The sequence below is a fragment of the Kitasatospora aureofaciens genome, from assembly GCF_001188955.3.
GTDB classification, from domain to species: domain Bacteria; phylum Actinomycetota; class Actinomycetes; order Streptomycetales; family Streptomycetaceae; genus Kitasatospora; species Kitasatospora aureofaciens.
In genome coordinates this window covers 1-22562 of sequence record NZ_JPRF03000069.1, presented here as the reverse complement: position 1 = coordinate 22562, position 22562 = coordinate 1, and the positions used below count along the sequence as shown (strand labels likewise).

Sequence of the window (22562 nt, the reverse complement as noted above, 5' to 3'; positions counted from 1 at the left end):
GGTAACGCCAGAGGCCGGAGGTCCGGTGGTCGTGCTCCGAGAACGCGTCAAGCGGTCCGACCCGCTCGTACGCCTCCTCGGTCCGCGGGTGGTCGCGGCGGGGGCGGGGGCGGCAACCGGCTCGGCGGCGGCCGGAGCCTCGGCGGCGGCCTCGACGGCCTCCTCCTCGACGGCGGGCTCCTCGGTGGTCACCGGCTCCTCGACCGGGGCCTCGACCACCGGCGCGGCCTCGACCACGCGACGGCGGCGGGTGCGGCGGGCCGGGGCGGCCGGGGCCTCCTCGGCCACCGGCTCGGCGGCGGCGGGGGCTTCGACGGGAGCGGCGGCCTCGACCGCGGGCTCCTCGACCGGGGCCTCGGCCTTCTTGCGGGCCCGGCGGGCCCGAGCGGGCTTCTCCGCCTTCTCCTCGGCCTGCGGTGCCTCCGTCTTCGACACCTCGGCCTTCGGCTCCTCGGCCTCCGGCCCGGTGACCACGATGGCGCTCTCCTCGGGAGCACCGGCCGGGGCCTCGGCACGCTTGCGGGTCCGGCGGGCCCGGACCGGCTTCTCGGCGGCCGGGGCGGTCTCGGCGGGCGCCTCGGCCGGAACGACCGTCGTCTCGACCGGGACGACCGTCTCGGCCGCCTCGGCGGCCGCACCCTGCGGGGTGCCCGCCGGGCGGGAAACCGCGCGGCGACGACGGCGCGGCGGCGCGGCGGACGCGCCCTCGCCACCGGTCCCGGCGGTTCCGTTCTGTTCCGTGGCCGCAGGCTGCTGCGGATCGGTGTTATCGAGCATGCGGGTGGATCTCCCGTCAGGCCCCCGGGCTCCGCATCCGGGCACGGCGCGGCACCAGTGGGCGGCCGGCATCGCGAGGATGCTCGGGCCGGACCCTTTGACGGTGCCGCCGTGCGGACGCGAGGCCGCACAGGGGCTCGTAGTCTCGCTCGGCGCCCCGCGTTCCGCGGGGTGTCGAAAAGTCTTCTGGTCTGACCAGTCTTCTGAGGTTTTCCCAAGCTGAGCCGTCCCCCAACCCCGGGTGGCTCCCGGAGGGGGTCCCGGGCCCACCGACCGTCCTGGCCGGCGGGCCCCGAGAGGCCGGCCTGTGCTGCGACGACGCTCGCTCCCCTGGGGAGCCGCGGGAACCCTGGAGGACCGTCGGGTCCAGTGAGGCACTGAACCCGGCCTCCGCCCCCTAGGCGGACGCGTAGCGCGCGGCCCGGCGGCCGTTTCTCAGCCGGCCGGGGCCGCGGCGCGGTCGAGCGCCAGCGGGTCGGTCACCGTGCCCGACTCCTCGTCGAGCGGCCCCTGCGCCAGCCTGGTCACCTCTGCGGGGACCGGCGGCGCCAGGTCGGCCGTCGCACGGAGACCGGACAATACGTCGTCGGGTCGTACGGCGGGTGTGGCGTGTCGTACTACCAGGCGCAGTATCGCACAGGGACGGCCGGTCCGAACATCGCGGTCGGTTCCGGCGGCCGTGTCCGTACCACCGTCGACCTGCGGCTCGACGGCTTCGAGCGCCGCCACCGCACCGCGCGCGTCGAAGACCCGCACGCCGTTCTTGGTCCGGCGCTCGACCTCGACCTTCTCCTCGGCGAGGAACGTGCGGACCGCCTTGGCCGCCTGGTCCGGCTCGACGCCGTCCAGGCGCACCAGCCACTCGGAGGCCTCCAGCCGCTCCACGAAGTTCGGCGTCCGGACCTCGACCGCGTCGATCACGTCCAGGCCGGCGGGCAGCGACTCGTCCAGCTGCGCCCGCAGCTGCTCGGGGTCGCGCACGGCGGCCAGGCCGATCTCCAGGTACTCCGCCTCACTCGCCACCCCGGTCGGGGCGGCGTTGGCGTAGGACACCTTCGGGTGCGGGGTGAAGCCGGCCGAGTAGGCCATCGGAACGGCGGACCGGCGCAGGGCGCGCTCGAAGGCGCGCTGGAAGTCACGGTGGCTGGTGAAGCGGAGCCGGCCGCGCTTGGTGTAGCGGAGACGGATCCGCTGCACCGTCGGCGCGGGCGGCGGACCATCGGGCGTACGGCGTGCCAGGGTCGCTCAGTCCTTTAGTCAATTGTCCCCGTCCGGCGCGGCGCTTTCCCGCCACTGTCCGGACTCTGTCACCTCAAAGGGTACGCGCCCCGCCACCCCCCTCGCTCCGCCCCTGGTCAGCCCCCACCGGAACCCCCAGCGCCGCCTCCCCACCCCCGACACGGAAGCCCTCCCCGACAACGCCGGGAAGGGCTCCGCACCGACCCCGAGTCCCCCGGGGCCGTGAACTACGTCACACAGTTCGCCTACTTGTTCACGACCGTCAGCGGCAGCAGCTTCTTGCCCGTCGGGCCGATTTGTATGGCCGTGTCCATCTGGGGGCACACGCCGCAGTCGAAGCACGGCGTCCAGCGGCAGTCGTCGACCTCGACCTCCTCCAGGGCGTCCTGCCAGTCCTCCCACAGCCAGTCCTTGTCGAGGCCGCTGTCCAGGTGGTCCCAGGGCAGCACCTCCTCGTAGGAGCGCTCGCGGGTGGTGTACCAGTCGACGTCGACGCCGGTGCCGGCCAGGCCCTTCTCGGCGGAGGCCATCCAGCGGTCGTACGAGAAGTACTCGCGCCAGCCGTCGAAGCGGCCGCCGTCCTCGTAGACCGCGCGGATGACCGCGCCGACGCGGCGGTCACCGCGGGAGAGCAGGCCCTCGACGATGCCGGGCTTGCCGTCGTGGTAGCGGTAGCCGATGTTCTTGCCGTACTTGCGGTCGCCGCGGATCGAGTCGCGCAGCTTGGCCAGGCGGGCGTCGGTGGCCTCGGCGGACAGCTGCGGGGCCCACTGGAACGGGGTGTGCGGCTTGGGCACGAACCCGCCGATGGAGACGGTGCAGCGGATGTCGTTCTGGCCGGTGACCTCGCGGCCCTTCTGGATGACGTTCTTCGCCATCTCGCCGATCTGGAGCACGTCCTCGTCGGTCTCGGTGGGCAGGCCGCACATGAAGTACAGCTTCACCTGGCGCCAGCCGTTGCCGTACGCGGTGGCGACGGTGCGGATCAGGTCCTCCTCCGACACCATCTTGTTGATCACCTTGCGCATGCGCTCGCTGCCGCCCTCGGGGGCGAAGGTGAGGCCCGAGCGGCGCCCGTTGCGGGACAGCTCGTTGGCGAGGTCGATGTTGAAGGCGTCGACGCGGGTGGACGGCAGCGACAGGCCGATCTTGTCCTCGGTGTAGCGGTCGGCCAGACCCTTGGCGATGTCGCCGATCTCGGTGTGGTCGGCGCTGGACAGCGACAGCAGGCCGACCTCCTCGAAGCCGGTCGCCTTGAGCCCGCGCTCGACCATCTCGCCGATGCCGGTGATGCTTCGCTCCCGCACGGGGCGCGTGATCATGCCGGCCTGGCAGAAGCGGCAGCCGCGGGTGCAGCCGCGGAAGATCTCCACGGACATCCGCTCGTGCACCGTCTCGGCGAGCGGGACGAGCGGCTGCTTCGGGTACGGCCACTCGTCGAGGTCCATCACGGTGTGCTTGGACACCCGCCACGGCACGCCCGGGGCGTTCGGCACGACGCGGCCGATCCGACCGTCGGCCAGGTACTCCACGTCGTAGAACTTGGGCACGTACACCCCGCCGGTGCGGGCCAGGCGCAGCAGCAGCTCGTCACGGCCGCCCGGACGGCCCTCGGCCTTCCAGGCGCGGATGATCTCCGTGATGTCGAGGACGGCCTGCTCGCCGTCGCCGATCACGGCGCAGTCCAGGAAGTCCGCGATCGGCTCCGGGTTGAAGGCCGCGTGGCCGCCGGCGAGGACGATCGGGTCCTCGTCGGTGCGGTCCTTGGCCTCCAGCGGGATGCCGGCCAGGTCGAGCGCGGTCAGCATGTTGGTGTAGCCGAGCTCGGTGGAGAAGGACAGCCCGAACACGTCGAAGGCCTTCACCGGCCGGTGGGCGTCCACCGTGAACTGCGGGACGCGGTGCTCGCGCATGAGCGCCTCGAGGTCCGGCCAGACGCTGTAGGTGCGCTCGGCCAGCACGCCCTCGCGCTCGTTCAGCACCTCGTAGAGGATCATGACGCCCTGGTTGGGCAGCCCGACCTCGTAGGCGTCGGGGTACATCAGCGCCCAGCGGACGTCGCAGGCGTCCCAGTCCTTGACGGTCGAGTTGAGCTCGCCGCCGACGTACTGGATCGGCTTCTGGACGTGCGGGAGGAGTGCCTCCAGGCGTGGGAAGACCGATTCGACAGTCATGTACTAGGAACCCTTACGACGTGATTCGGTGCCGCGAGCCGGCACGGGAGGGGTGACCCTCAAGGGTAGCCCAATCCGGGGATCGACCCGTCTGCGCCGGAGCCGGCCCCCGCACGCTCCGGCGCGATCCGCACCCGCCGGTGACCGCCCCGGCACGCGCGGTGCGCGCCCGCCGCCCGGCGCCGTCCGCCGTTGACACCCCCGGACGGCCCGTGCGCTACTGACAGGGCCCTGCCCAAGGCCTGTACCCCTTCCCGAGACGGGAGTTGGGTCGTACGCTCGGCCAACGCCGACTCCCCCGGCGGCCCGCTCGCCCCAGCACGCCCTCCCCATCCCCCCGCGAGGCCCCCTCCCCCCGGCCCCGCAGAGCCCGTCCCCGGCCCGCCGGCCGCGGCCGGCGGCGCAGCACGCCCGCGCCCCGGCGGCCGTACGACCGGTCGCAAGGAGAACCATGACCGACACCGGTCGGCGGGTCCGGCCCCTGTCCCCGCGGACCCTCGACGCCCGGCCGGCCCGCTACCCCACCCCGGCCCAGGCCGAGTGCGCCGCCCGGCGGCTCGCCCTGCGCCACCCGGACCGCTGCCGACTGCGCGAAGTGGGCCGCTCGCGGGCCGGTCGCCCGCTGCTGCTGCTCTCGGTGGACCGCGGACCGCGCGCCGTGCTGGTGGTCGGCGGCCCGCACCCGAACGAGCCGATCGGCACCGCCGCCGCCGTCCGGCTGGCCGAGGTGCTGCTGGAGCGCCCGGCCCGGCCCGGCCTGTCCTGGCACCTGCTGCTGTGCCTGGACCCGGACGGCGCCGCGCTCAACGCCGGCTGGCTGGACGGACCGCTCACCATGCGCCGCCACTACGAGCACTTCTTCCGCCCCTCCTTCGAGGAGCAGCCCGAGCTGCTGCCCGCCCCCGGCTCCGGCCGCCCGCCGATGCCGGAGAGCGTGGCGCTGACCGGACTGATCGACGAGCTGCGCCCGTTCCTCCAGTGCTCGCTGCACGGGGTGGACTTCGGCGGCGCCTTCGTCCAGCTGACCGGCCCGGTCGGCGGCCTGGCCGAGCGCTTCGCCCGCTCCGCGGACCGGGCCGGCCTCCCGCTCGACGTGGACTCCTACGACGCCGTCGGCTGGACCAGCCCGGCCCCCGGCACCTATCTGATGCCGGCGCCCGGCAGCCCGGGCACCTCCCGGGCGCTGCCGGACGAGCCCGAGCTGTCCACCTGGTCCTACGCGGCCCGCCGCGGCGCGGTGACCGCCGTCCTGGAGGTGCCGATGTGGGCGGTGGACGCGGTCGGCGACGCCCGTACCCACCCGGCCGGGCCGCTGGCCGTCGGCGAGGCCGCGCGCGACCTCACCACCCGCTCCGAGGAGCTCACCGCCCTGCTGGCCCGCGTCCCGGCGCAGGCCCGTGAGGCGTACGGACCGCTGGCGCGCACCGCTGAGTTCAACCTGGCGGTGGCCCCGCGGGTGGCCGCCGAGTGGCTGGAGCTGTGGTGTCCGGGGCCGCTGAGCGCCGCCCGGGCGACCACCGCCGGGCTGGTCGCGGCCCGGCTGCCGCTGCGGGTCGCCTCGATCCTGCTGCGGCTGCTCGCCGACTCCCGCGGCCCGGCCGCCGAGGCCGCCCGGGAGCGCGCCCGGGCCGTCGTGGCGGACAGCCTGGACCGGCTGCGCAACCGCTTCGGCGCCCGCTGGGTCCCGGTCCAGGAGCAGCTGGCCCACCAGACCCGGGCGATCCTCAGCACCGCCGACTGCCTGTTGCTACCGATCTGACGTCTCGTCAACCTGACTCCACCGCAAGGAAAAGGGCCGGTCCGGGGGGACTCCCCGGACCGGCCCTGACCGCCGAACCCTCAGGCCGCTACCGGCCGTTGGCTGCGCACCGCCTGGAGCAGACCGATGCCGATCCAGACCGCGAACATCGAGGATCCGCCGTAGGAGACGAAGGGCAGCGGGATGCCGGCGACCGGCATGATGCCCAGGCACATCCCTATGTTCTCGAAGGCCTGGAAGGAGAACCAGGCGATGATCCCGGCCGCCACGATCGTCCCGTACAGGTCGGTCGCCTGGCGGGCGATCCGGCAGGCGCGCCACAGGATCACGCCGACCAGCGCGATTATCGCGAGCGCCCCGACGAAGCCGAGTTCCTCGCCGGCGACGGTGAACACGAAGTCGGTCTGCTGCTCCGGCACGAACTGCCCGACGGTCTGGGTGCCGTGGAACAGCCCCTTGCCGGTCAGCCCGCCCGAGCCGATCGCGATCCGGGCCTGCGCGGTGTTGTAGCCGACGCCGTTGGGGTCGAGCTGGGGGTTGGCGAAGGCCGCGAAGCGGTCGATCTGGTACTGGCTCAGCAGTCCGAGCTTCCAGATCGCGATGCTGCCGCCGACGCCGAGCGCGAGGATGCCGAGTACCCAGCGGTTGGCGGCGCCGGAGCCCAGCAGGATGCCCAGCACGACGGCGGACATCACCATGACCGACCCGGCGTCCGGCATCAGCAGGACCAGGCCCATCGGCAGGCAGGCCCAGAACAGGCCCCGGAACACCGCCCGGTGCGAGGGGACCTCCCGCTCCCCCGCGTCGACCTGGTCCGACAGCACGACGGCCATCGCCAGCAGGATGGCGATCTTCGCGAACTCGGCCGGCTGGACGGAGAAGCCGCCGCCGAGCTGGATCCACGAGTGGGCGCCGTTGACGGTCGAGCCGACCGGGCTGAGCGTCGCCAGCAGCAGCACGATCACGCCGACGTAGACGAAGGGCACCAGGGTGCGGACCCGCCGTGCTCCTATCCCTATCACCACGGCGCACAGCACCAGGCCGATGACGAAGTTCGTCAGGTGGCGGTAGAGGAAGTACTGCGGGTCCCCGTGGGTGAGGTTGTCGCGCCCGCGGGTGGCCGACCACACCAGCATCGAGCTGCCGGCCGACAGGGCCAGCCCGGCCAGCAGCAGTATCCAGTCCAGCCGCCAGAGCGGGGAGTCCTTGGCCAGGGCCTTGGAGACCCCGCTGCGCTGGGGGGTCAGCCGCAGCTGCCGGTACGAGCCGTAGGAGCTCATGCCCGTCCCCTTCCCTGGCGGTTGGTCGGTTCGAGCGCGGTGTCGACCGCGGTGTAGGGGGCCGGGCTGCCGGCCGGCGGTGCCGGGTCGAGGAAGGTCGCCGAGGCGTCCCAGGCCACCGCCGCGGCGGCGTCCGACGGAGCCGGGGCCGCGGCCGGGGCCAACGCCGGAACCGGGGTCAACGCCGGGGCCGGAGCGAACGCCGGAGCCGCGGCCGGCGCCGGAGCCTGAGCGACGGAGCCCTGCGCCGGGTCGACGGTGTAGGCGGCCGGCTTGATGATCGCGGTGCCGTCGGGGTTGAACTTCGGCAGGTCGGCCTGCGGCGCCGGCAGCAGCGCCTTGCCGTTGTCGATGTTGCCCTTGTCGTCCACGCCGTACAGCGCCTGGTAGATCCGGCGGATGGCGTCGCCGGAGCCGCCGGAGCCGGTGCCGCCCTGGCTGATCGTCATGACGACCGCGTAGTCCTTGCTGTACGTGTCCAGCCAGGAGGTGGTCTGCTTGCCCTCGACCTCGGCGGTGCCGGTCTTGGCGTGCAGCGCGATCTTGTCCTGCGGCCAGCCGTTGAACTTCCAGGCGGCGGTACCGCTGGTGATGACCCCGGCGGTGGCCTGGTCGATGTAGCTGAGGAGCTTCTGGTCGCCGGGGAACTTGGCGTCCGCGTGCGGGGCGATCTCGCGGACGAGGTCCCCGCTCGGGCTTATCACGGCCTTGGCGATGGTCGGCCGGTAGAAGGTGCCGCCGTTGGCCAGCGCCGAGTAGATCCGGGCCATCTGGACCGGGGTGACGAGGGTGTCGCCCTGGCCGATCGCGTAGTTGACCGCGTCACCGGCGCGCATCTGGTAGCCGTCGACGCAGTTCTCCTTGGCGATCTGGTCGGAGAAGCTGTTGCCGCCCTTCTGCGCCTGCGCGCACCAGGCGTCCTTGTTGTTGTCGTAGAAGGACTGCTTCCACTGCCGGTCCGGCACCCGGCCGGGCACCTCGGAGGGCAGGTCGATGCCGGTCTTGGCGCCGAGGCCGAACTCGTGGGCGGTCTTGAAGAACCAGTCGGCCGCGTCCTTCTTCGGCTTGATGCCGCCGTCCTTCATCCACTGGTCGTACGCCAGGCCGTAGAAGACGGTGTCGCAGGAGACCTCCAGCGCCTTCTCCAGGGAGATGGAACCGAAGCTCTCGCTCTCGAAGTTCTTGAACTCACGGCCGCCGATGGTCATGGCCTTCGGGCACGGGTAGGTGCCGTCCAGCGAGTAGCCGGCCTGCACGGCGGCGGTGGTGGAGACGACCTTGAAGGTCGAGCCGGGGGCGGACTGACCCTGTATGGCCCTGTTCAGCAGCGGGAAGTTGGAGTCCTTGCTGGTCAGCGACTGGTAGTCCTTGCCGCTGATGCCGCCCACCCACAGGTTGGGGTCGTAGGTCGGGGCGCTGGCCATCGCGATGATCCGGCCGGTGTGCACGTCCATCACGACGGCGGCGCCGGAGTCGGCCTCGTAGTTGCGGTTGGTGACCTTGTCGAAGGTGTTCCGGGCGTTGCTCATGGCCTGCGCCAGGTTGTCCTCGACGACCTTCTGCACCCGGGCGTCGATGCTGGTGACCAGGTTGTTGCCGGTCTGAGGGGCGACGGTGCCGGCGTTGCCGATCACCCGGCCGAGGTTGTCCACCTCCAGCTTGGTGATGCCGGCCGTGCCGCGCAGGTCGCGGTCGTAGACCGACTCCAGGCCGGCCCGGCCGATCTGGTCGGCCGGCAGGTAGCGGTCCAGGCCGGTCTTGTCGGCGGTCTTGCTGACCTCGTCGTCGGTGACCGGCGAGAGGTAGCCGAGCACCTGGGCCATGTTGGCGCCCTCGGCGCCGGTGTAGCGGCGCACGGCGGTGGGCTGCGCGGTGATCCCGGGGAAGTCCTCGCGGCGCTCCATTATCTGCATCGCCTGCTGGGTGGTCGCTTCCTTGGTGACCGGGATCGGCTGGTACGGCGAACCGTTCCAGCACGGCTGCGGCGTCTTGGCGTCGCAGAGCCGGACCTTCTCCTGCACGTCCTTGGCGGGCATCCCGAGCACCTCGGCCAGCCGGCCCAGCACCGCCTTGCCGCCGTCCTTCTGCTGGAGCAGCGAGGTGCGGCTGACGGAGACCACCAGCCGGGTCTCGTTGCCGGCCAGGATCCGCCCGGAGGCGTCCAGGATCTCGCCGCGGACGGCCGGTTCGACCACCTCGCGGATGTGGTTGCCGGTCGCCTTGGCGGTGTACTCCTTGGCGTTGCGGATCTGCAGGTACCACAGCCGTCCGCCGAGGGTGGCGAGCAGCGACAGCACCAGGATCTGCAGCACCACCAGACGGATCGTCACCCGCCGGGTACGGCCGGTCTCGGGGATGTTGCTCACGTCTCGTGCGCTCCAGGGATGCGGGAGGGTCAGGAGGTCAGGTGCCTCGACGGGTCGTTACGGGCGCCGCGCGAAGCCGGGGATGCGCCGCTTCTTGTAGGACGGGCCGGCCGAGACCTCACGAGTGGTGCGGTAGCGGGCCAGCGTGCCCAGTCCCGGGCCGTTCTGGTCGTCGTCGCTGGCGGCCACCGGGTCGCGCCCGAAGCGGCGGCCGAGCAGCATCACCAGCGGCACCACGAACGGGGCCAGCAGCAGGTCGTACAGCAGGGCGCTGATCACCAGGCCGCTGAGGCCGACGTGCCGGGCCGCGGTGTCGCCGACCAGGGCGCCGACCACCGCGTACAGCAGGGTGGAGGCGATCGCCGCGGCGCCGACCACCAGCAGCGCGCTGGAGACGGAGCGCTGGCGGCCGTGCTCGGGGCGCAGCAGCCCGGCGGCGTAGCCCATCAGGCAGAGCACCAGGGCGTAGCGGCCGATCGCGTGGTCGGAGGGCGGTGCGAGGTCGGCCAGCAGTCCGCCCGCGAAGCCGACCAGGCAGCCGCCGGCCGGCCCGTACACCATGGCCAGGCCGACCACGATGAGCAGCAGTATGTCCGGGGTGGCTCCCGGGAGCTGGAGCCGGCCGAAGACGCTGACCTGGAGGATCAGGCCGAGCAGGATCAGCGCGGCGGAGACGGGGATGCGGGCGAGGCGCATGGCTCAGTTCCCCCCATTGGGCTTGGCGGGCGGGGCGGCGGGCGCGGTGGCCGACGGCTGGGCGGACGTGGCCGGGGTCTGGCTCTGCCCCGGGGTGGGGGCGGGCGGCAGCACGGCGTCGCGCGGGTCGGTGCGCGGCGGCACGACGACCACGCCGACCAGGTCGAGCCGGGTGAACTGGACGAAGGGCTCGACCAGGACGGTCTTGGTCAGCTGGCCGGCGTTGGCCTGGACCTCGACGACCTTGCCGACCGGGACGCCGGGCACGAAGGGGCGGCCGCTCTGCGAGCCGAAGGTGACCAGCCGGTCGCCGTTCTTCACCTGCGCCTTGCCGTTGAGCAGGGAGACCTTCATCGGGCTGTCTCCGCCGCCGGAGGCGAAGCCGATCTCGCCGCTGCCCTCCAGCCGGGTGCCGGCCGAGAAGCCGGGGTCGGAGGCGAGCAGCACGGTGGCGGTGGTCGGGGCGACGGTGGTGACCCGGCCGACCAGGCCCTGGCCGTTGACGACCGTCATGTCGCGGGTGAGACCGTCGTCGCTGCCGGCGTCGATGGTGATGGTCCAGGAGAAGCCCTGGGCCGGGCCGATCGCGATGACCTGGGCGGCCTTGACGGTGTATCCGCCGGCGCCGGCGGTGCGCAGCAGGTCGTCCAGCTGCTTGGTGCGCCCGGCGGCCATGTCGGAGGAGGCCAGCTTCTGCCGCAGTTCGGTGTTCTCGCGGGCGAGCTGGTCGGTGCGGCCGCTGTTGGTGGCGGTGTCGCGGAAGGCGCGGACGGTGTTGGCGACCGGGTTGACGACGCTGGCGGCGCCGCGCTCGACCGGTCCGAGGACGTCGGCGGCCGCGTGCCGGGCCGGGCCGAGCGGGGAGTCCTCACCGCCCTTGATGTCCACGGTGATCAGTGCGAAGGCGACGGCCACCAGCAGGATGAGCAGCAGCCGGCTCTCTCGTGTGTCCCTCACGGTGCTGGTACTGCCCCTTCGTACCCGGCGGCCGCCCGGGGCCGTGGGGCCCGGGCGGCGGCCCGTTCAGTTGAGTGTCGGAATCTTCGCTGTGCTGGTGCTAACGGCGCGGGGAGGCGTCCAGTACCTGCTGGAGCGCCTCGAACTCCTCGACGCACTTGCCGGAGCCGAGTGCGACGGAGTCGAGCGGGTTCTCGGCGATGTGGATCGGCATGCCGGTCTCGCGGCGCAGCCGCTCGTCCAGGCCGCGCAGCAGGGCTCCGCCGCCGGTGAGCACGATGCCGCGGTCCATGACGTCGCCGGCCAGCTCGGGCGGGCACTGGTCCAGGGTGGTCTTGACGGCGTCGATGATCGAGTTGACCGGCTCGTCGATGGCGGCGCGGACCTCGGCGGCGGAGATGACCACGGTCTTGGGCAGACCGCTGACCAGGTCGCGGCCGCGGATCTCGGCGTGCTCGTCCTTCTCGCCCTCGAGGCCGTAGGCGCTGCCGATGCTCATCTTGATCTGTTCGGCGCTGCGCTCACCGAGGAGGAGGGAGTACTCCTTCTTGATGTGCTGGACGATGGCGTTGTCCAGCTCGTCGCCGGCCACCCGGATGGACTGGGCGGTGACGATGCCGCCGAGGGAGATGACGGCGACCTCGGTGGTGCCGCCGCCGATGTCGACGACCATGTTGCCGGTGGCCTCGTGGACGGGCAGTCCGGCGCCGATCGCGGCGGCCATCGGTTCCTCGATGATGTGCACCTGGCGGGCGCCGGCCTGCGAGGAGGCCTCGATGACGGCGCGGCGCTCGACCCCGGTGATGCCGGAGGGCACGCAGACCACCACGCGCGGGCGGGCGAGGTAGCGGCGCCGGTGGATCTTGAGGATGAAGTAGCGCAGCATCCGCTCGGTGATCTCGAAGTCGGCGATCACGCCGTCCTTGAGCGGGCGGATGGCGACGATGTTGCCGGGGGTTCGGCCGATCATCTTCTTGGCCTCGGCGCCGACCGCCAGGATGCCGCCGGTGTTGGTGTTGACCGCCACCACTGACGGCTCGTTGAGGACGATCCCCTTGCCCCTGACGTACACCAGCGTGTTGGCTGTTCCGAGGTCGATCGCCAAGTCGCGGCCGATGAACGACAGGTTGCTCGCCATGGGGTGTGGGTGCCTTCCCGGGCTCGGAGTTCATGGGGGTGGACGGATGCGTGCGCCCACGCTTGGGCGGAGACCAGCTGAGCTGCCTTACCGGGCCCTTGAGTCGCGTCCATCGTAGTCACGCCGTGCGGTACGGACGTTGACGTGGGGGCATGACGTCCATTGTCCGGAGCGTGATCGCTTCTCCCAGGATTGGGACGCCGTGTCGGCCTCCCCAGTTCCCTATTTCACGATAAGAATGCCCCGGCCGGGTCAATGGTCCCGACCGGGGCGGCACGAACGTCCTGCCGGGCGCGGCGCCCGCCGGGGTCAGGCGTGCGCGGGGAAGAAGATCTTGATCTCGCGCTCGGCGGACTCCGGGGAGTCGGAAGCGTGGATCAGGTTCTCACGGGTGATGGTCGCGTAGTCGCCGCGGATGGTGCCGGAGCCGGCCTCCAGCGGGTTGGTGGCGCCGGCCAGCATGCGGATGCCCTTCACGACCTCCTCGCCCTCGACGATCATCGCGATCGACGGGCCGGAGGTCATGAACTCCAGCAGCGGCTCGTAGAACGGGCGGCCGACGTGCTCGGCGTAGTGGTGCTCCAGGGTCTCCCGGTCGAAGGTGCGCAGCTCGACGGCGGTCAGCTGCCAGCCGGCCTTGCGCTCGATGCGGCTGATGATCTCGCCCGCCAGGCCGCGGCGGACGGCGTCGGGCTTGAGCAGGACGAGAGTGCGCTGGGACACGGTGCGTCTCCTGGGGATTTGGTGCGGCATGCGGTACGGGGCAGAGGTTACCTTGCGTGAACGACCGGTCGGTTCCGCCCGTCCCGGCGGGCGGCCGGCCGAGCCGTCAGGCGGCCTGGGCCTCGGCCGCCGCACGGGCGGCCTTGAACTCGTCGACCTTGCGGCCGTAGTGCACCGAGCACCACCACAGGCCGGCGAAGACCACGCCGAGGCCGAACATGGTCGGCAGGACGAAGCCGCTGGCGATCAGGCCGATCTGCAGCGCCCAGCCGATCTGCACCGCGCCGGGGCGGTTGATCATGCCGCAGAGCGCGACGCACAGCGCCATCGCGATGCCGCTGACGATCCACACCGTGGCCGTCGAGACGCTGGAGAGCTGCATCGCGACCAGCGCCGCGAACATGATCAGCAGCGCCTCGCCGATCAGCGTCGACGAACAGAGCGTCCTCATGTCACTTCCTCCCGAGCAGCAGGCGGGCCTCGCCCACCGTGATGACCGAACCGGTGACCAGCACCCCGGCGCCGCCGAGGTCGCCCTCCTCCTCGGCCAGGGTGACCGCGGCGGCGATGGCGTCGTCGAGCCGCGGCTCGACCTGGACCCGGTCCTCGCCGAAGACCTCGACGGCCAGGGCCGCGAGCGCGTCCACGTCCATCGCGCGGTGGGTGGAGTTCCGGGTCACGACGACCTCGGCCAGGATCGGCTCGAAGGCCTCCAGCACGCCGGCCACGTCCTTGTCCCCCGAGGTGCCGATCACGCCGACCAGGCGGGTGAAGCCGAAGGACTCGGAGATCGCGGCGACGGTGGCCCGGGCGCCGTGCGGGTTGTGCGCGGCGTCCAGGATGATCGTGGGACTGCGGCGGACGACCTCGAGGCGGCCGGGCGAGGAGACGCCGGAGAAGCCCTGGCGGACCTTGTCGGCGTCCAGCTGGCCGCCGCGGGCGCCGCCGACGCCGAAGAAGGCCTCGACCGCGGCCAGCGCCAGCGCCGCGTTGTGCGCCTGGTGCTCGCCGTGCAGCGGGATGAAGACGTCCTCGTACTCCTCGCCGCCGAGTCCGCGCAGCGTCACCAGCTGGCCGCCGACGGCGAGCTCACGGCGGATCACGCCGAACTCCATGCCCTCGCGGGCCACGGTGGCGTCCACCTCGACGGCCCGGCGCAGGATGGTCTCGGCGGCGTCCAGCTGCTGCTGGGCGACCACGGCGACGGCGCCGGACTTGATGATCCCGGACTTCTCGACCGCGATGGCGCCGGTGGTCTCGCCGAGCTTGTCGGTGTGGTCCAGCCCGATCGGGGTGATCACGGCGACGGCGGCGTCGATGACGTTGGTGGCGTCCCAGGAGCCGCCCATGCCGACCTCGACCACCGCGACGTCCACCGGCGCGTCGGCGAAGGCCGCGTAGGCCATGCCGGTGAGCACCTCGAAGAAGGACATCGGCACCGGCTGGGCGGCGTCGACCATCTGCACGTAGGGCTCGATGTCGCGGTAGACCTCGACGAAGCGCTCGGGGCTGATCGGGGCGCCGTCCAGGCTGATCCGCTCGGTGACGGTCTCCACGTGCGGGCTGGTGTAGCGGCCGGTGCGCAGCTCGAAGGTGTTGAGCAGCTGCTCGATCATCCGGGCGGTGGAGGTCTTGCCGTTGGTGCCGGTGATGTGGATGGACGGGAAGGCCCGCTGGGGCTGGCCCAGGATGTCCATCAGCGCCTCGATCCGGTCGAGCGAGGGCTCCAGCTTGTTCTCCGGCCAGCGCTTGGAGAGTTCGAGTTCGACGTCGCGCAGGGCGTCGCCGGTGTCGCCCTCGGCGGGGCGGAGAGTGTACGGGTTCGGGTCGGCCTTGTCGCTCACGACCACAGTCTACGGAGCGGTGGCGGCCCGGCCTCACAGGGTGAGTGTCATGGCGCGAACACGACGGTCGCCAGGGTGAGAACGGCCACTTTGCCCCGGCTTTGCCTCAAGGTCCAGTTTGCTCCCTTTACTATTGATTTAGCGAGTTTGGACGGCAATGAAGCATCGATTCGCAAATTTCAGGAGCTGACAGCCTTTGATCATGAGGCCCAGTTAACGAGGAGAGCTGCGCGATGCCCGACGCCCTGCACGACCGGATCGTGCTTCACCAGGACGCCGTCGTCTGGTTCGCCGGACTGATCTCCCTGGCGCTCGTCGGCTACATGGCCTTCGTCTTCGGACGCTTCCTCGTGTACTGGGCCGGCTCCCGCCACGCCTTCCGGCACAACCGGCCTGCCGAGCCCGGCGACCCGTCCGCCTTCCAGTGGCACCTGGTCATCCCCTGCCGCGACGAGGAGGCCGTGGTCACCCAGACCCTGGACGGCCTGCGGGCCGCCGCGCCCGAGGCCCACCTGTGGGTGATCGACGACGACAGCGAGGACGCCACCCGCGAACTCGTCCTCGCCGCCGCGGCCCGCGACCCGCGCGTCCACCTCGTCCAGCGCCGCCGCCCGCACGCCCGGATCGGCAAGGGCGCCCCGCTCAACGCCGCCTACCGCGAGATCTCCGCCCGGCTGCCCGGGTCCACCGACCGCTCCCGCGTGGTGATCGGCGTCGTCGACGCCGACGGACAGCTCGACCCCGGCACCCTCGGCCAGGTCTGCAACCCCAAGGCCCTCGGCCGCCCCGACACCGGCGCCGTCCAGATCGGCGTACGGATGCGCAAGGCCGACGACGAACGCCCGCTGCCCGGCCGCGGCCGCACCGCCAACGCCCTCGCCCGCGCCCTCGTCCGGATGCAGGACGTCGAGTTCCAGGCCAACAACGCCGGCATGCAACTGCTGCGCCGCCGCACCGGCAGCGTCGGCCTCGGCGGCAACGGCCAGTTCGTGCGGCTCACCGCCCTCGACTCGCTCACCGCCGAGGAGGGCCGGGCCGGCCGCCCCTGGCCCGAACGCGCCCTGCTGGAGGACTACGAGTCCGGCCTCGACCTGCGCCTGGCCGGCTGGCGGCTCACCCACGTCACCGAGGCCCAGGTCTCCCAGGAGGGCCTCATCTCGCTGCGCCGCTTCCTCACCCAGCGCACCCGCTGGGCCCAGGGCAACATGCAGTGCCTGCGCTACACCGGCCGGGTGCTGCGCTCCCCGCACTACACCGTGTCCGGCAAGGCCGAGGTGCTGTACACCTTCCTCCAGCCCGTGGTCTGCGTGCTGCTGGTGCTGCTCTTCCCGCTCTCGCTCGCCATCACCACCGCCGGACTGGTGCTCTTCCCCGCCGCGACCGCCGAGTTCCAGCTCCGGTTCGGCCCGTGGATGCTGCTCGTCCTCGTGCTCGCCACGCTGCCGATGGTGCTCTGGGGCCTGGCCTACCGCAGGACCGTCCACCCGGACCGGCGACGGCTCACCGGCCTGCTCTGGGGCGTCCTGGTCTGGCTCTACGCCTACCACCTCTTCGTGGTCGCCTCCCGGGCCGCCGTCCGGATGCTGCTCGGCCGCAACGGCTGGGCCAAGACCCGGCGCAACGCCGAGAAGGTCGCCGTCGGCGCCCCCACCGCGCTCGAATCCTGAGCCGCCCCCACCGCGCCCCTCCCCCACGCCCCACCGGAGCTCCCATGCGCACGTGCCTGTCCCCCAACAGCGTCGCCGTCGTCCTCGGCACCCGCCCCGAGCTGGTCAAGCTCGCCCCGCTGATCCACGAGCTCGGCGACGCCACCCGGCTGGTGCACACCGGCCAGCACTGGGACGAGGCGATGTCCGGCCGCTTCCTGCGCGACCTCGACCTGCCCCGGCCGGAACTGCTCACCGGCGTCGGCGGCCGCCCCCGGGCCGGGCAGATCGCCCAGTCCCTCGGCCAGCTGGACGCCGCCTTCGCCGAGGACCGCCCCGCCGCCGTGGTCGTCCAGGGCGACACCAACGCCACCCTCGCCGGGGCGCTGGCCGCCAACGCCCGGGAGATCCCGCTGGTGCACGTCGAGGCGGGGCTGCGCAGCTACGACCGGGCGATGCCCGAGGAGCACAACCGGGTGATGGTCGACCACGTCTCCGACCTGCTCTGCGCCGCCACCGAGGACAACGTCGCCAACCTGCGCGCCGAGTCCCTGGACCGGGGGCGGATCGAGCTCACCGGCAACACCGTCGTGGAGGTGGTCCGCCGTCAACTGCCGGACCGGGCCGCGCGCGCCGCGCTGCTCGCCGCGCACGGGCTGCGCCCGGACGGGTACGTGCTGGCCACCGTCCACCGCCCGGAGAACACCGACACCGCCGAGGCGCTCGGGGCCGTGCTCGCCGAGCTGGACCGGATCGCCCGGGCCGGCACCCCGGTGCTGTTCCCGATGCACCCGCGCACCCGGGCCGCCGTCGAGCGGTTCGGGCTGGCCGGCCTGCTGGAGCGCCTGGCCGTCACCGAACCGGTCGGCTACGGCGACTTCCTGGGCCTGGCGAACCACGCCGCGCTGCTGGTCTCCGACTCCGGCGGGGTGCAGGAGGAGTGCACCGTGCTCGGCCGTCCGCTGCTGGTGGTGCGCCGCTCCACCGAGCGCCCGGAGGCCATGGAGGCCGGCTTCGCCGCCCTGGTGCAGCCCGGCGAGGAGCTGGGCGGGCTGGCCCGCGCCTGGCTGTCCGACACCCCCGAACGACTGGCCCGGCTGGCCGCCACCCCGAGCCCGTACGGCGACGGCCTGGCCTCGGCCCGGATCGCCGCGCTGACCGCCGCACTGGCCGGGCGCGGCGCGGAGCCCGTGGTGCCGCTGGCCGCGTAGGCCGTTCGGGCGGCCGGGCGTGGGGGTCAGACCCCGGCCCGGGCCTCCGGGACGTGCGCGGTGCCGCCGTGCCGGCGGCGCAACTCCGCGGTGATCTCGGCCAGTTCGCCCTCGGGCAGCAGCGGCAGCATCATCGCGACGCCCTGCAGCAGACCGCCGAGCAGGTAGGTGGTGTCCGCCGTCGCGGCGACCAGGCCGCGGACCTCGTTCACCCGGCCACCCGCGACCGCCTCGATCAGCTGAGCGGCGTTCGCGGTCTCCTCGTCCACCTGGACCGCCGCGCTGTCCTGCGGGGCCCGCCGGGCCATCGCCCGCAGCACCCGGTCGCCGACCTCCGGCGCGTAGGCCTTGCGGACGGCCTCGGCGGCGATCCAGGTGAGCAGGGTGGTCACCTCCCGCTCGACGTTCTCCGCCAGCAGCAGGTCCAGCTCGTGGTCGAAAGCGAGCTGGTTCCCGTGCCGGAAGGCGAGCAGCAGTGTCGCCGCCCTGGCCTTGGCCTCCTCGACCGCCTCGGCAGGCAGTTCCTGGGCCAACTCCTCGGTCACCACCACGCCATGCCCTCCCGTCCGCCGCTCAGCGAGAACGCTCAGCGGAAATGCCTTCGGAAACTCCGTACACACCGTACACATCCGACCTGGAAACTTCTGCGAACGCGCGCGGGCAAGACCGGAATCAATTCGCTCGGAATAAGACCACACCCGGTCCAGGATGAATATTCGCCGGAAGGGAGCAATGTTGCTGCTCTATTAGGCGTAGCAGCTTCCCTATTAGTCGCAGGAAGAGGACACCGAAGAGCACACACCCGGCGCGCGCGCCGGAAAACCCGAAGGGCCGCACCCCTCGCGTCGCGGGGTGCGGCCCTTCCTCGGCCTACGGGCGGCTCAGCCCTGCGGCAGGGCCGCGAGCTGGGCGGTGATCCGGGCGATGTCGGCCTCGGCGGCCTCCTGGCGGGTCCGGATCTTGGCGACCACCTCGTCCGGTGCCTTGGCCAGGAAGGCCTCGTTGCCGAGCTTGGCGGTGGTCTGGGCCTTCTCCTTCTCGGCGGCCGCAAGGTCCTTGGCGAGGCGCTTGCGCTCCGCCGCGACGTCGATGGTCCCGGAGAGGTCCAGCGCGACCGTGGCACCGGCGACCGGCAGCGAGGCGGTGGCCGCGAAGCCCTCCTCGGGGACGGTCAGCCGCAGCAGCGAGCGGATCGCGTCCTCGTGGACGGCCAGCACGGTGCCGGCCAGCTCCAGCTGGGCCGGGACGCGCTGCGCGGGCTGCAGGCCCTGGTCCGAACGGAACCGGCGGACCTCGGTGACCACCTGCTGCAGCGTGGCGATCTCGGCCTCGGCGGCCGCGTCACGGTAGCCGCTGTCCTTCGGCCACTCGGCGACGACCAGCGACTCGGCGCCGGTGAGCGCCGTCCACAGGGCCTCGGTGACGAACGGGACGATCGGGTGCAGCATCCGCAGGGTGACGTCCAGGACCTCGCCCAGCACCCGGCGCGAGGCGTCCGCCTGCGGGCCGCCCTTGCCCAGGGTGGTCTTGGAGAGCTCGACGTACCAGTCGAAGACCTCGTCCCAGGCGAAGTGGTACAGCGCGTCCGAGACCTTGGCGAACTGGAAGTCGTCGTACAGCGCGTCCGCCTTGGCGACGGTGGTGTTCAGCCGCGACAGGATCCAGCGGTCGACCGCGGTCATCTCCTCCGGCGCGGGCAGCGGGCCCTCGACGGTGGCGCCGTTCATCAGCGCGAAGCGGGTCGCGTTCCAGATCTTGTTGCAGAAGTTGCGCGAGCCCTTGACCCAGTCCTCGCCGATCGGCACGTCGGCGCCCGGGTTGGCGCCGCCGGCCAGGGTGAAGCGGACGGCGTCGGCGCCGTAGGCGTCCATCCAGTCCAGCGGGTCCACGGCGGTGCCGGAGGACTTCGACATCTTCTTGCCGAACTCGTCGCGCACCAGACCGGTCAGGGCGACGGTCTTGAAAGGCGCCTGGCCGTCCATCGCGTACAGACTGAACATCATCATCCGGGCGACCCAGAAGAAGATGATGTCGTGGCCCGTCAGCAGGACGTCGGTCGGATAGAACTTCTCCAGGTCGGCGGTCTGCTCCGGCCAGCCGAGCGTGGAGAACGGCCACAGGCCGGAGGAGAACCAGGTGTCCAGGACGTCCGGGTCCTGGTGCCAGCCCTCGCCCGTCGGCGGCTGCTCGTCCGGTCCGACGCAGACGACCTCGCCCTCGGGGCCGTACCAGACCGGGATCCGGTGGCCCCACCAGAGCTGGCGCGAGATGCACCAGTCGTACATGTTGTCGACCCAGTCGAAGTAGCGGCGCTCCAGCTCCTTCGGGTGGATCTCCACCTTGCCGTCGCGGACGGCGTCGCCGGCGGCCTTGGCCAGCGGCTCGACCTTGACCCACCACTGCAACGACAGCCGCGGCTCGACCACGGTGTGGCAGCGCGAGCAGTGGCCGACGGCGTGCATGTACGGGCGCTTCTCGGCGACGATCCGGCCCTGCTCGCGCAGCGCGCCGACGACGGCCGAGCGGGCCTCCAGCCGGTCCATGCCGAGGAAGGGGCCGTGCACGGTGATCGCGCCGTGGTCGTCCATCACCGTCAGGTTCGGCAGGTTGTGGCGCTGGCCGATGGCGAAGTCGTTCGGGTCGTGCGCGGGCGTCACCTTGACGGCGCCGGTGCCGAACTCCGGGTCGACGTGCTCGTCCGCGACGACCGGGATCTCCCGGTCCGTCAGCGGCAGCTTGATGGTCCGACCGACCAGGTGCTTGTACCGCTCGTCGTCCGGGTGGACGGCCACGGCGGTGTCGCCCAGCATCGTCTCGGCCCGGGTGGTGGCGACGACGATGGAGTCCTCGCCCTCGCCGTAGCGGATCGAGACCAGCTCGCCGGGCACGTCCTCGTGCTCCACCTCGATGTCGGAGAGCGCGGTGAGGCAGCGCGGGCACCAGTTGATGATGCGCTCGGCGCGGTAGATCAGGCCGTCGTCGAACAGGCGCTTGAAGATGGTCTGGACGGCCTGGGACAGGCCCTCGTCCATGGTGAAGCGCTCGCGCGACCAGTCCACGCCGTCACCGAGGCGGCGCATCTGGCCGAGGATGCGGCCGCCGTAGCTCTTCTTCCACTCCCAGACCTTCTCGACGAAGGCCTCGCGGCCCAGGTCGTGCCGGGACAGGCCGGCCTCGGCGAGCTGCTGCTCGACCTTGTTCTGGGTCGCGATGCCGGCGTGGTCCATGCCGGGCAGCCAGAGCGTCTCGAAGCCCTGCATGCGCTTGCGGCGGGTCAGCGCGTCCATCAGCGTGTGCTGGAAGGCGTGGCCCAGGTGCAGGACGCCGGTGACGTTCGGCGGGGGGATGACGATCGTGTACGCGGGCTTGTCGCTCTTCGCGTCCGCGGTGAAGTACCCACGCTCCACCCAGCGCTCGTACAGCTCGCCCTCTACGTCCGCGGGGGTGTAGGTCGTCGGGAGGGTTGCCGCATCGTCCCCGGTGGTGCTCACGGGGCGCTGGTTCGTCGTGTCGGTCACGACGCACAGTTTACGTAACCGGGGGCGCTGGTTACGAACCGCTTTCGGTCCGCTGACTCCCCCGCCCGGACACCGCCGGGGCGGGCGCCGTGCGGTAGCGTGCCCGGGCACTCGTCCGGGTGACCGGACGTGCACGGAACTACCACCACCAGATCGGCCGCGGGCGCGGCGGGGGGAGCACGAGGACTGATGTACGGCCAGGGACAGCAGCAATATCCGCAACAGGGACAGCCCTACGGGGGGCAGCCGTACGGCGCACCGCCGCCGCAGCAGCCGTACGGCGCCCCGCAGCCCCAGTACGGCTACCCGCCCCAGCAGCCCTACGGCGCCCCGCAGCCCCAGTACGGCGTGCCCCCGCAGGGCCCGTACGGCCAGCCGGGCTACCCGGCGCCGCCGCGCAAGGGCAAGGGCGGTCTGGTGATCGGCCTGGTCATCGGCGCCCTGGTGCTCGGCGGCGGCGGTTTCGCCGCGTGGAAGTTCCTCGGCGCTGGCAGCGACTCGGGCGGCAGCTACAAGATCTCCACGCCGCAGACCCTCCCCGACGGCTACACCCAGAAGACGGCCAAGGAGGAGGCGGTCGACACCTCCAAGCCGGAGGCCAAGGACGCCGACAAGTACGGCAGCAACCTCACCGTCGTGGTCGCCACCTACTCCAAGGCCGGCGACGTGACGGCCGGCCTCTCCGTGGCCGGCTTCTACGGGACGATCAACAGCCCCGACCAGATCATCGAGGACTCCAAGAAGGGCGGGAGCGGCCTCACCTGGTCCACCCCGCTGGCCGACTTCCCGGCCCAGGACAGCCACAGCTCCTCGGGCCGGCTCAGCTGCGGCGTCTTCTCGCTGCTCGCCGGCAAGGCCCAGTCCACCGTGTGCATCTGGGCGGACAAGTCCACCTACGCCCGTGTGACCTTCACCAACGCGAGCCTCACCGGGGGCGGCGGCACCGCCCTCACCCCCGCCCAGGCCGCGGACAAGACCCGCGCCGTCCGCGACGCCATGAAGGTCGCCAAGTAACCCGGGCCCGCACCCGGGGCATGCCGCAGCACCACCGCACCGCCGGAGCTTCCGGCGGCATCCACGCGTGACGTCCCAGAAAGGGCCTCGCATGTCCGATCAGAATCCGTACGGGCCCCCGCCGCAGCCCGGCTACCCGGCGACGCCGCCGCCGGCCGCCCCCGGCTACGGCGCCGTCCCGCCGCAGGCCCCCCGGGTGGCCAGTGCCAACCCGGGGGCG

At 72.3% G+C, this 22562-nt stretch carries 16 protein-coding genes and 1 pseudogene; 4 read left to right on the top strand and 13 right to left on the bottom strand.

Translation table 11 applies throughout. The annotated features are described in order from the left end of the window. The 3 genes and pseudogenes from HS99_RS34945 to HS99_RS34935 all read right to left on the bottom strand — a co-directional run. Positions 1–777: pseudogene (locus HS99_RS34945) on the bottom strand (Rne/Rng family ribonuclease); the annotation flags it as partial. A gap of 435 nt (positions 778–1212) precedes the next feature. Then, positions 1213–1974, bottom strand: a complete 762-nt coding sequence (locus HS99_RS34940; RefSeq protein WP_030283823.1) for a TIGR03936 family radical SAM-associated protein — start codon at positions 1972–1974, stop codon at positions 1213–1215. 287 nt (positions 1975–2261) lie between these two features. Then, positions 2262–4190: a TIGR03960 family B12-binding radical SAM protein gene (locus tag HS99_RS34935; protein ID WP_030557582.1), complete on the bottom strand. Its 1929-nt coding sequence runs from the start codon at positions 4188–4190 to the stop codon at positions 2262–2264. Positions 4191–4641: 451 nt separating this feature from the next. Between HS99_RS34935 and HS99_RS48010 the strand changes: the two genes are divergently transcribed. Continuing rightward, positions 4642–5949: a M14 family zinc carboxypeptidase gene (locus tag HS99_RS48010; protein ID WP_050366792.1), complete on the top strand. Its 1308-nt coding sequence runs from the start codon at positions 4642–4644 to the stop codon at positions 5947–5949. 80 nt (positions 5950–6029) lie between these two features. On the opposite strand, the gene rodA is transcribed toward HS99_RS48010, so the two are convergent. The 8 genes from rodA to folC all read right to left on the bottom strand — a co-directional run bounded on the left by rodA (position 6030) and on the right by folC (position 14953). Further along, positions 6030–7229, bottom strand: a complete 1200-nt coding sequence (rodA, locus tag HS99_RS34925; RefSeq protein ID WP_030283785.1) for a rod shape-determining protein RodA — start codon at positions 7227–7229, stop codon at positions 6030–6032. Continuing rightward, positions 7226–9595, bottom strand: coding sequence for a penicillin-binding protein 2 (mrdA, locus tag HS99_RS34920; RefSeq protein ID WP_078938740.1), 2370 nt, complete (start codon positions 9593–9595; stop codon positions 7226–7228). The genes rodA and mrdA overlap by 4 nt, the downstream gene beginning before the upstream one ends. 57 nt (positions 9596–9652) lie before the next feature. Further along, positions 9653–10291, bottom strand: coding sequence for a rod shape-determining protein MreD (gene mreD / locus HS99_RS34915; RefSeq protein WP_030597871.1), 639 nt, complete (start codon positions 10289–10291; stop codon positions 9653–9655). A gap of 3 nt (positions 10292–10294) precedes the next feature. Further along, positions 10295–11248 (bottom strand): rod shape-determining protein MreC, encoded by a 954-nt coding sequence (gene mreC / locus HS99_RS34910; RefSeq protein WP_030283779.1) that lies wholly within the window; start codon positions 11246–11248, stop codon positions 10295–10297. A 100-nt stretch (positions 11249–11348) separates the two neighbouring features. Beyond that, positions 11349–12374 carry a rod shape-determining protein gene (locus HS99_RS34905; RefSeq protein WP_030283777.1) on the bottom strand — a complete coding sequence of 342 codons (1026 nt, stop codon included), beginning with the start codon at positions 12372–12374 and terminating at the stop codon, positions 11349–11351. 321 nt (positions 12375–12695) lie between these two features. Next, complete coding sequence (ndk, locus tag HS99_RS34900) at positions 12696–13109, bottom strand: nucleoside-diphosphate kinase (RefSeq protein ID WP_030283775.1); 414 nt, start codon at positions 13107–13109, stop codon at positions 12696–12698. A gap of 106 nt (positions 13110–13215) precedes the next feature. Then, positions 13216–13560, bottom strand: coding sequence for a DUF4233 domain-containing protein (locus HS99_RS34895; protein WP_030283774.1), 345 nt, complete (start codon positions 13558–13560; stop codon positions 13216–13218). 1 nt (position 13561) lies between these two features. After that, positions 13562–14953, bottom strand: a complete 1392-nt coding sequence (gene folC, locus HS99_RS34890) for a bifunctional tetrahydrofolate synthase/dihydrofolate synthase (RefSeq protein ID WP_030283773.1) — start codon at positions 14951–14953, stop codon at positions 13562–13564. Positions 14954–15276: 323 nt separating this feature from the next. On the opposite strand from folC, the gene HS99_RS34885 reads away from it, so the two are divergent. Beyond that, on the top strand, positions 15277–16620 hold the full coding sequence (locus tag HS99_RS34885) for an XrtP-associated glycosyltransferase (protein ID WP_030283772.1): 1344 nt from the start codon (positions 15277–15279) through the stop codon (positions 16618–16620). Positions 16621–16664: 44 nt separating this feature from the next. After that, entirely contained in the window at positions 16665–17810 is a 1146-nt protein-coding gene (gene wecB / locus HS99_RS34880) for a non-hydrolyzing UDP-N-acetylglucosamine 2-epimerase (RefSeq protein WP_030557947.1), read from the top strand. Between the two features lie 26 nt (positions 17811–17836). Here wecB and HS99_RS34875 read toward each other — a convergent pair whose 3' ends face one another. Then, a complete protein-coding gene (locus tag HS99_RS34875; protein WP_030283770.1) occupies positions 17837–18361 on the bottom strand; it encodes a hypothetical protein in 525 nt (174 codons plus the stop codon). A 330-nt stretch (positions 18362–18691) separates the two neighbouring features. Next, entirely contained in the window at positions 18692–21328 is a 2637-nt protein-coding gene (locus HS99_RS34870) for a valine--tRNA ligase (RefSeq protein WP_030283768.1), read from the bottom strand. Positions 21329–21517: 189 nt separating this feature from the next. Between HS99_RS34870 and HS99_RS34865 the strand changes: the two genes are divergently transcribed. Continuing rightward, positions 21518–22342, top strand: a complete 825-nt coding sequence (locus HS99_RS34865) for a hypothetical protein (protein ID WP_030283765.1) — start codon at positions 21518–21520, stop codon at positions 22340–22342. The last annotated feature ends 220 nt before the right edge of the window (positions 22343–22562 follow it).

Excerpts from the sequence above, each read along its gene's own strand:
- HS99_RS34935 (WP_030557582.1), bottom strand. The coding sequence starts at position 4,190 with ATGACTGTCGAATCGGTCTTCCCACGCCTGGAGGCACTCCTCCCGCAC.
- HS99_RS48010 (WP_050366792.1), top strand. The coding sequence starts at position 4,642 with ATGACCGACACCGGTCGGCGGGTCCGGCCCCTGTCCCCGCGGACCCTC.
- rodA (WP_030283785.1), bottom strand. The coding sequence starts at position 7,229 with ATGAGCTCCTACGGCTCGTACCGGCAGCTGCGGCTGACCCCCCAGCGC.
- mreD (WP_030597871.1), bottom strand. The coding sequence starts at position 10,291 with ATGCGCCTCGCCCGCATCCCCGTCTCCGCCGCGCTGATCCTGCTCGGC.
- HS99_RS34895 (WP_030283774.1), bottom strand. The coding sequence starts at position 13,560 with ATGAGGACGCTCTGTTCGTCGACGCTGATCGGCGAGGCGCTGCTGATC.
- HS99_RS34885 (WP_030283772.1), top strand. The coding sequence starts at position 15,277 with ATGGCCTTCGTCTTCGGACGCTTCCTCGTGTACTGGGCCGGCTCCCGC.
- wecB (WP_030557947.1), top strand. The coding sequence starts at position 16,665 with ATGCGCACGTGCCTGTCCCCCAACAGCGTCGCCGTCGTCCTCGGCACC.
- HS99_RS34865 (WP_030283765.1), top strand. The coding sequence starts at position 21,518 with ATGTACGGCCAGGGACAGCAGCAATATCCGCAACAGGGACAGCCCTAC.